At 48.1% G+C, this 7,606-nt stretch carries 5 protein-coding genes and 1 pseudogene; all 6 read right to left on the bottom strand.

Annotated features, from left to right (window positions below; translation table 11 throughout):
- Positions 1-334: 334 nt before the first annotated feature.
- Positions 335-3,151 carry an AMIN domain-containing protein gene (locus RIG66_RS22555; protein ID WP_446380962.1) on the bottom strand — a complete coding sequence of 939 codons (2,817 nt, stop codon included), beginning with the start codon at positions 3,149-3,151 and terminating at the stop codon, positions 335-337.
- 139 nt (positions 3,152-3,290) lie between these two features.
- Entirely contained in the window at positions 3,291-4,076 is a 786-nt protein-coding gene (locus RIG66_RS22550; RefSeq protein ID WP_446380961.1) for a hypothetical protein, read from the bottom strand.
- A 7-nt stretch (positions 4,077-4,083) separates the two neighbouring features.
- On the bottom strand, positions 4,084-4,953 hold the full coding sequence (locus RIG66_RS22545; protein ID WP_446380960.1) for a PilN domain-containing protein: 870 nt from the start codon (positions 4,951-4,953) through the stop codon (positions 4,084-4,086).
- A 5-nt stretch (positions 4,954-4,958) separates the two neighbouring features.
- Positions 4,959-6,062 (bottom strand): type IV pilus assembly protein PilM, encoded by a 1,104-nt coding sequence (gene pilM, locus RIG66_RS22540; RefSeq protein WP_446380959.1) that lies wholly within the window; start codon positions 6,060-6,062, stop codon positions 4,959-4,961.
- 554 nt (positions 6,063-6,616) lie between these two features.
- Positions 6,617-6,862 (bottom strand): alpha amylase C-terminal domain-containing protein, encoded by a 246-nt coding sequence (locus RIG66_RS22535; RefSeq protein ID WP_446380964.1) that lies wholly within the window; start codon positions 6,860-6,862, stop codon positions 6,617-6,619.
- Positions 6,863-6,883: 21 nt separating this feature from the next.
- Positions 6,884-7,318 (bottom strand): annotated as a pseudogene (locus tag RIG66_RS22530) (alpha-amylase family glycosyl hydrolase); the annotation flags it as partial.
- Positions 7,319-7,606 lie beyond the last annotated feature (288 nt).

The raw sequence follows: 7,606 nt of genomic DNA, 5'->3' as shown, positions 1-7,606 counted from the left end.
CTATTCATCCACAACGTTTTTTCCAAACAGGAAACTTTAATACATAGTGAGGCAAAATTGCTAGCTCCCCCCACACCCCACACCCCATACCCCACACCCAGTATCCTATCGTGGGTAATGTGGCTTAAGTTGACACCAATGACTGACGTGCGCCCTCTGACGATGAACTAACTGCTAATACAGGGGGAGCGAAAAACGTAGGTAGCTACGCCTGCAATATAACACCTTTCTTGCTCCCCTCTCCCCAGAGTGGGAGAGGGGCTGGGGGTGAGGGGTTTCTAGCTTAAGTTGACACGGATAGACACTGCCGTACCCCTACGGCTGAACCGATGGTCTAAAAACCCCCCTGCGTAGGAAACCCTCGGCGCTGTAAAACTTCCTGCGCCTCTCGCCCTGGCGTATAGTTGTAGCCAAACGCGCCACGTTCTGAGTCATCCAAAATCTGAGGCGTGAGCAACACGATTACCTCTTGACGCTGATTGTCCCGGTTTGTGCTTCTAAACAGAGCACCCAAAATTGGCAAATCGCCTAAAATTGGCACCTTTGTCACCGTTGTCCGGTCAGTCTCTTGAATAATACCTGTCAAGATTAGAGTTTGCCCATCACGCAGGCGAATTTGACCGGAGTTAAGTTCACGCACGTTCAAAAGCGCAATTTGGTTGGTATCATCTCCAATACTGAGATCTTGTGTTTCACGAATAGAGGTGACGCGAGGATTGACGTTTAAGGTGACAAATCCATTATCGTCAATGCGATCAACCGTGATGCCCAGTTCTAAACCCGCTTCTTCAATTTCTGCTGTTACGGTCACTGTTGTTAAGTTATCACTGCTTTCGGTTTCCCGTCGAATATTTCCCACAACTTCTTGAGTTAAATTCACACCCGCCGTCTGTCCTTCTTGAACTAAGAGGGTAGGATCGGTGAGAATTTTAGCATTACCACTGGTTATTTGCGCCTGCAATTCAGCCAGGAATCTTGTTGGGTATTGGAATAGGGAAGGCAACTCAAGTTCAATTTCACCGAATTCCCCTGGGGTTATACTGAAGTTTCCCTCTTGGTCAATTGTAATCTCAGTGTCTGTAGGTGCTGTAATGTCAACGATTCCTGCGTTCTGGGGATCGTCTAAATTAAGGAAAGGCGCACTAAATCTTGCCGTACCTCGACCGAATCTCTGAATAGTCCCATTTCGTTCATCAATAATGACCGTACCGGGTGCAGCTCCCTCAACCTCGATAAAATTATTAGGATCGAAAAAAACATTGGCTCCATCAAAGGGGTTGCCGATAATCGGTGGTGAAGCTGTACTTCCAGTTACGTCCGTTTGACCCGCAGGTCTAAACTCACCATAATTAAATACTGCAGCCCCATTATCTACCACAAAAAAGCCATCATCAATGCCAAAAGAGAAACTGGTATTAAAGGCATCCTGTCCCAACAAATTAACGTCAATAATCTTGACATTAATTGCCACCTGACGACGCCGCAGATCCAATTGCGTCAGGAAAGCCGAAGCCAGTTCAATTTGGCGCGGTTCACCTACCAACGTAATCGCATTCAATCGATCATCGGTAGAAACCGATAATCCCCTCAGCAACAAAGCACCCGTTGCTTCCCCGGGCTGATTGACGGTTAGGGGTCTCAACTCAGCGGGTTGTTCGGTTTCCCGAATGATTGCTCCTGTTTCTTGATTGAATTCTCGTTCAATCGGGGTAACCACCTGTTGTACTTCTGCTCCTTGGGTTGCCAGGAAGGCAGAAGCACTGGAAACGCTAACTTGATTTAACCGTAACGTGCGACTAATCACATTACGTGCCGCTTGAGGCAGCCGCGAACCAACAAATATAGTACGTCCCCGACGGTTTGCCTGGAGTCCAGAAAGCTGAAGAACGTAGTTAAACACATCTTGAACCGGTTCGTTTTCCAAATCCAGGGAAATTGTTTCCTGAGCCGCTTCTCCCTCACCACCTGCTCCAGTAAAGGCAAGGTTCAATCCAGCCGATCGCGCCAACAGTGCCAATACTTCTCGCACAGGGGCTTCTCGTAAGGAGAGGCGGGGTACAACGGCGGCTGTTCCCAAGTCAATCTCGCTGGCGGCAGCATTCAGATTAGACACCGCAATATCTCCCACAGGTGGCGCAACGGCTCTCGGTAAGAATGGCGGTGCAGGGGATACAGGTTGCACTGTCCCCGCCGGTGAAGCCGGAACCCCATCAATGGTAATTTGAGGATCGGGAACTAATACATCGGGTGAGGGTGCGGGAACGATGGGAGTGGGTGTGGGTTGGGCTTGGGTGGGTTGGGGAATTTCCGGTGTCGGGGTTTGGGCAACAACTGGGGGTGAATTGAAGCGCTGGGATGATCGCGGAGTGGCGGGAGATGAGAACTCTGAAGTGGAGCGAGTTGTCCCTTGATTGGGTAAAGTCGGAACCGTTGATACTGATTCCCTCAGTGGTGGAGCAACCGGAATGGAAATGTTCTGTTGATTTTCTGGTACTGGATTAAGATTAAAATTCGCTGGAGTGGTAATCTCAGATTGAGCGGCAATATTACTCGAAGCCGCGTTAATTGTTTCTGTTCCCTGCGTCCCTGCATTTCTGCTTCCTAGCTGGGGAATACTGACATTTTCTCTACTCCTAGCGCTATTCGGTTGAGTGGATGAGGAGGGTAGCTTTGGTGGAGTAATTGACGCTGACTCCCCAGAGGGCGAGGAAATTGGAATCGAAACGGCGGCTTGATTGCTGGGAGCAGGACTAATTCCTAGAGTAATTACCTGAGATTCTTGCTGGAGAATTTGACCCTGAGGTGAATCTTCATCCCCGCTCACAGTTACCCGAATGCTGTTGGGTTCGATTTGACTCACCGTAACAGCGGTAATACCGGGCATGGGGTTGTCTTGACGAAAGCTATTGCCTTCCCTTAAGTTCAACCGAGCATTGACAATATCAGCCACCCAATCCTTACCCCGGTTCACTGGGAAAACTTGGGGGCGTTGATCTCCAGCTTGGGTTTCCAGAATCAGCTCTAAACTACTGCCTCTAGGATTGAGCCGGACTGCGGTAACTTGAGCCGTCGCCGCCCAGACGGGTTGTGTTATCGATAGGGAGACGGCAGTCGCGATCGCGATTCCACTGAACAGTTGCTCCTGTCTCACAATTCACTCCTCACTTATGACCTCTAAACCACCTTAATCATAATGATGTTATGGGGATAAATTAATTAATTAATCTGGGTTCAGACATTCTTCCCCCAGTTCCCAGACGCGCCATGGCGCGTCTCTACTCCCCAACTCCCTACTGGGCTACTTCTTCAGCGGCTGCTTCCGCTTCCATTTCTGCCTGCTTTTGTTCCTCACTCAACGGCATCAACACATCCAGTCTATAGCTTGTTGTCAGAGTCGGTGGAGCACCGGGAATGATTTCTTCATCTTTCTCTACAATGGGTGTCACCGTACCTTGGTCATCAACCAACAGCCCTTGTGGTGTGCTGATATCTGTCGTCAACTCTTTCACCACAACTAGGGTTTGTAGTCGCTCAATACTCCGTAAAATTGACTGGATTGCGTTAAAGCTGCCCTCCATCTCTAAATTAAAGCTTTGGCGTTTTAGTTTGCCGTTAACGGCTGCTCCCAGGGAACTATCGGTAACGATATCGCTTTCTTCTTCGTTGACTTGGACAGGTTCATAACTCGTCAATTTTCCGTCTGCGTCTTTGATAAACCGATTCACATCTAGCAGCAAGGTATTTACCGATTGTTCATCAGCAAATAAACCTGTCACTGTTTGGTTTTGCTGCTTTACCTGAACTAATTCCTGTTGTTTCTGTTGAATCTGCTGCTGGATTTCTTGGGGATCTTGGAGTTGACCCTCTTTTTCTTGACGCTGCGCCCTTAACCCTTGATTTTCAACCAAGGCAGGCTGCACAACTTTCCAGGCGAGATAAGCTGCCCCACCAAGTCCTAAAATAGCCAAGAGAATTCCGGACACTTTTGGCGTGAAGGTAATCCCAAACGCCACCGGATAACTGGGTTCTTCCTCCTGCTCTTCAACGGGGATAAAATCTGGATCAGCATAAGTCATAGTTAGATCACTCCGTAGTTGTCTCGGTTGGGCTGGGGCTGGGGCTTAGAGCTGGGCTAGGTGTCTCCGTTGCCTGATTTTGCTCAATCTGCTGTAAGGCTTTGATCCGAGCCACTAATCCCACCGCTCCTTTGCGGTCAATTTCGCGCAATAGCTCAGAGGCGGGGACATTTGTCAAGCTAGTCTGAACCGTATAATCTACCACTGGAGGCAGGTCGTAGGTCACTTCAGCAGCATCTTGGTTATCTTCCTTTTCCGGTACTTCTAACTCAGCCGGGTTGTCAACCAGTTGAGCGCTAACGATACGAGTTTCTTCGTCTTGAAAGAAGGGAGATTGTTTTAGCGTCAGCAGAAAGTTGTTCACATCATCAAATGTCTCCGCTACGCCAGAAATCTCCACGTTAATTGTGGGTAAGGGGGTGCTACCCTCAGTCCCCTCAGCCGCTTCAGTTTCAGTTTCCGTTTGTTCAATCGCTTGAATTTGGACTCCGCTGGGGACGCGATCGCGAATATCCTGTAGAATGGCTGACCAAGGCTTAATTTGATTAAAGACCGTTGCCAAGGCTTCGGTTTCTTGTCTCACCGCTTGGATTTGAGTATTCAGGTTATTAATTTTATTTTTTTCCGCTTGCAAGCTTTGCAGTTCGGCGTCGATTTCAGCAATTTCCTGGTTTAACTTGGCATTTTGCTGAGGTAGCCACAAAAAACCGATTCCGGCGGCTAAAGCCAGCGGCAGTAACCCGACAATCACGCCTATAATCAGCGGCGTCATTTCCCCCATTTGAATCTGTTTTTTGGCTTTGGGGGACTCAGATCCTTTATCGGGTTGGCGATAATCGGGTCTATCTTTAAGAAAATTAATATCGAGACTATACATTAGGGTTAAACCTCCCGCAATCCTAATCCTAGTACCGTTCCCAATCCGGGTCGTTGTACTGGGGGAACATCTTGCTCCATCTCTAAGGATAGTGCCGCAATCGGATCAACCTGAGTGGTAGGCAAGCTTAATCGTTGGGTGAAAAATTCATCGAGTTGTCCAATTCCGCCGCCGGGTCCAGCGAGGAGGAGTTGAGCCACTTCTAGATTTTCACTCTGATTTAAATAAAAGTCGATGGAACGACGCAATTCATCGGCGAGTTCACCTAAAACTCTCAGCAGTGCTGCCATTCCCGGATTAATTCCCGTGGCGCCTGTGCGAATGCCGTCTACGGGGGTGTTGGGTATCGTCATTCCCTGCAAAAGTTCCGTGTTTCTGGATGTCGGCAAATTCATCGCTCGCGACAAGGCACTCTGGAGTTGAAAGGTGCCAATGGGAACGGTGCGGGAAAACTGGGGAACACCATCGACAATAATGGCAATTTCTGTACTATCAAATTCTATATCCACCAATACAGCCGCTTCTTGAGGCTGAAACTGTCGCAGTTGCTCGCGGATGGTACGAATTAGGGCAAAACTGTTGATTTCTAAGACATCCACCTTTAACCCCACCAGTTGGAAGGTATCCAGATAGGTGTCAGTCACCTCTCGGCGCGTTGCCACCAGCAGGACTTGTACTTTTTCAATCCCATCTTCGTCCATAAAGGAGCCCAGGATCTGGTAATCTAAATCCACTTCTTCGCGAGGATAGGGTAAGTATAGACCCGCTTCATGGTTTAGCACCATATCTCGCAATTCTTGGTCATCCAGTTCAGCGGGAATGGGAATAATCCGGATCACTGCTTCCCGCATGGGAACGGCGGTAGCCACTTGTTCGACTTTGAGTTTATGCTCCTCCAGAATTTCAGTCAGCAGTTCAGCTAAACTGGCGGCATCGATAATCTTCCCTCCGTCAAACAAACCTTCGGGGACTTCGTGGGTATGAAGGCTCACCAGCTTGTAGCTCTGACCTTGCTTACGCAGTTGGGCGATACTAATACGTTCTGGTGCTAATTCTATCCCGATACCCTTTTTACCCTTAGAAAATAGATCTTGGAAACGGTTTAACATAGCTCAGGTGGGGACTGGTGTCAAAATTATAAGTCTAAACTGGCTTGAGTGTTGATTGTTCATCCATCTTTTGCGACGGATACCCCATCTTAGCGTTGGGGAGGAAGTCGCGCCGAATCATGGTTTACATGCAGGTTTTTAATGGTGAATAACCCAGGAACCTGCTTGCCCTGTTTTTAGCCTCTTCAACCCAGATAGTCGTTTATGCTTAATCCCTACATACATCCCTATATACTATGATAAGCGACCTTCCCCATCTTCCTCGGCAATAGGGAATAGGGATGTCAAAAGCGGCTTATGGTCTTCTGTCAGTATTGGGGATTGGGACAATTCTCTCTGATATCCTCTACAACTTTTTTCTTCACTACTGCATATTCCACACCGAGCGTGTTACTGAGCGAAGCCGAAGTAAGTCGAGGCAAGCCGAAGTAAGTCGAGGTAAGCGTTCGACTGAACTTCGACAGGCTCAGGGGTCCGCGCTCACGCCGAAGTCCGAGGTGTTGCCTATGACACACCGAGCGAAGCCGAGGTGTTGCCTAGCGCGTAGCGCTATATCATTGCCAAACTAAAACCTTGGCTTCGTACTCTCCCAAGTCCAATTCCAACGTGCCTTCAACCACTTCAACATCATAGTCCCTCGTCCACTCGTGCCAAGTTCCCGACTCCGGAATTTGCGAAACAGCGTATCCCTCCAAGAAGTTATCCGAAAAATTGGCAATGATAATTAGCTGAGATCCTTCATCATTCCAGCGAATGTAACCCAGAACCTTGGCTTCGGGATCTTCATAGAAGAAATCAATGTTGTCTCCATAGAGAGCATATTTCTCAACAACGTGCTTGAATTGACCGCGTGGATAGGAATCATCTTCGCCACCGGAAAAGTCGCCAATGTGCATTTCATAGATGACTAATTCGTGATTTTGAGGCAAGGGAGTGTCGTCATGCTGCCAGGTGTAGGTATCAACAATCCTTTGTCCATCCTTAATTCGCATCACCCCATTCTGGGTTTCGTCATCAATCACTCCTGTCGCGTAGGGATCGGTGACATCAACCCATTGATCGGGTTCCAAGAACCAGGATTTAGATTGCACGCGAAACTTATACTGGTAAGTGCCATCCTCAAGCTCAACTGAGGTACGGAAATAACCATCCTCTTCTTTCTCCATCTGGATCTCTTGCCAATCCGAGAAACATCCCTTTAATACAGCGCTTTTGTTGTAAGGGGCGAATAATTTAAATTCAATTGAGCTAGCCATCAAACTCTACCTTTTAATGCTTCAAATTACTGTTGTTTAGGGATTAATTTTAATTAAAGCAACTTTATTAATCCGATACCTCTAGCTAAGGAGATACGATAGAATGGCTCTTATTATAGAGGGACTGTCATTGATGGTGTACGGGCATGGTTGGGAGTACGCCATCTTGAAACCGAGTTATCTCTGCTCTATACGGTAAAACTGTCAAGTCTGCGCGATCGCAGGCAGGTTCGATCCTCCACGGCAAGCACTGGTAATTCCCTCTGGCTGTCGTCCTGATCAAGTTCA

Source organism: Coleofasciculus sp. E2-BRE-01 (assembly GCF_040221695.1).
Lineage (GTDB): Bacteria > Cyanobacteriota > Cyanobacteriia > Cyanobacteriales > Coleofasciculaceae > Coleofasciculus.
This window is presented reverse-complemented; position numbering and strand designations above follow the sequence as displayed.

Bases quoted from the DNA above. Each gene is read 5' to 3' on its own strand.
- RIG66_RS22550 (WP_446380961.1), bottom strand. From the start codon at position 4,076: ATGACTTATGCTGATCCAGATTTTATCCCCGTTGAAGAGCAGGAGGAA.
- pilM (WP_446380959.1), bottom strand. From the start codon at position 6,062: ATGTTAAACCGTTTCCAAGATCTATTTTCTAAGGGTAAAAAGGGTATC.
- RIG66_RS22545 (WP_446380960.1), bottom strand. From the start codon at position 4,953: ATGTATAGTCTCGATATTAATTTTCTTAAAGATAGACCCGATTATCGC.